1 protein-coding gene is annotated in these 1,939 nt (G+C 27.4%); it reads left to right on the top strand.

The genetic code is table 11. The features are described 5' to 3' along the window. Window positions 1–733, top strand: a 733-nt coding sequence (locus FEM21_RS16020) for a Gfo/Idh/MocA family protein (protein ID WP_035662729.1), incomplete at its 5' end; no start/stop codon positions are given. Between the last annotated feature and the right edge of the window lie 1,206 nt (window positions 734–1,939).

Genomic DNA, 1,939 nt, shown 5'->3' with positions numbered 1-1,939 from the left:
AAAAGCATTGAAAAAAAACAAGCATGTATTGTGTGAAAAACCTATTGCATTAAACTATCAGGATGCTCAAAAAATGATTGCAGCTTCCAAGAAATATAATAAGTTTTTCATGGAAGCTTTCTGGACAAGATTCAATCCATCATTTAGAGCTGCTTTTGATAAAATAAAGCAGGGAGAAATAGGTAACATACGCTATATTAATGCTGATTTTGCTTTTTATGTACAAGAAAAAAAAGGCAGTAGAATGTTTGATTTAAAATTAGGTGGTGGTTCCTTAATGGATATTGGTGTTTACCCTTTATTCCTAGCTTACACCACATTAGGAATTCCAGAAAGTATTTACGCTAAATCAATTTTTCATCCTTCAGGAGTAGATACACAAACATCTATTATTCTAAATTATAAAGAGGCTCAAGCGGTACTATTCTCTGGTATTTCAAATACTTCAAATATGAAAGCCACAATAAGCGGTACCAATGGTAGAATTAATCTCAACCCAACATGGCATATGGCAGAATCTTTTACTTTAATAAAAGAAAAGGAAGAAATTAATTATAATTTTCCAACGGAAAAAATGGGTTACAATTATGAAATTGAAGAATGTCATAATTGTATTCTAAATAATGTAATCGAAAGCCAATTATGGTCACACAAAAACAGTCTAGAATTAATAAAAATAGTAGAGGAAGTTAAAATTCAAATAGGATTAGATTTCATTATAAACAAGCATTAAGAATAAGAATCTATTATTGTAAAACCATCAACTTATTGGAATAAAAATATTATCCATCCTTTTATTCTAAAAAAATATTAATAGATATATAGAAAAACAACATAACAGTTGTTTTTCTATTTTAATTAAATATATATTATCCAGAAAATAGCGTAGTTAAAAACGACCAAACTCTTCTACACATAATAATGCTTTCTACAGTCTATTCTTCTTTTAAATATTTTCTTTATAAGTATTATTTTTGCAATTAAACAATGTTCGACTGTCGAACTCTTAAAGCTATTTTATAAATAATATTTTAAACTTGACGAATATTATTTAGCTATACAAATTCTAAAAAAAGTAAAAGTATCTCTATAACTTAAAATCACTTTATAAATTCATCTATTCTCAATATACCAATAAATAAAGGGTTTCAAGCTATTTATCGAGACTATCAATGAACATTAATATGGGTATAAGGTGTTCGATTGTAATCCCGCTGTCTCCACTTTAAAAATCCGTAAATACACTAACAATTAGTTATTTACGGATATTCCATTTTAACTTTATCCGACATTTAGCCTACTTAGACCGATTTAAACAAACAAAAAAGCAACTCATTTCTGAACTGCTTTTACATTTATTTCATTGCCTACGCTGCAAGTAGGTCACAACATCAGACTTGTTTTTAAATTCTCGATCATTGACGGTGACTTTGAGTTTCTGACCATCGAAAGAGACATCTCCTTTAATGGTTAGGCATTTTGTTGAATCAGACCAAGGCTGTTGTTTAGGAATTGATTTTTTGATTACATATACTAATTCTGCTACATCTGTTTTGGATATGTAAATGAAAATTACAGTTTAAGTTAAGCGGCATTTTTGTAAATGCAGTTTGGGTTATTAAACTCTTCTATTGTTTATAATTTAGAGCACGATACATGAATATACTAATAATATAGAATCAATATCATTATTTAAAATAGTATAAGAGATTGATTTATTTACAACTATGAGAAATTCTATATAACGGAAAATTTTAATATTTTATATTAAAAAATGCGGTGTTTTTTAATCACCGCATTTTTTTGATAAATAGAATTTATACTGTTAGAAAAAAGCGGATTCCGTTTTATTTGAACCAGCATTTTCTTTTAAAAGGTTTATTTTTTCACGATTGCTTTAATTGTATAGTGTTTTCCGTTTTTAATATGTAAAAAGTAA

Origin of the sequence: Flavobacterium seoulense (assembly GCF_000695795.1) — a bacterium.
GTDB classification, from domain to species: Bacteria; Bacteroidota; Bacteroidia; order Flavobacteriales; family Flavobacteriaceae; genus Flavobacterium; species Flavobacterium seoulense.
The sequence above is the reverse complement of the archived record's forward strand: the minus strand, read 5'-3'. Positions and strand labels throughout refer to the sequence as shown.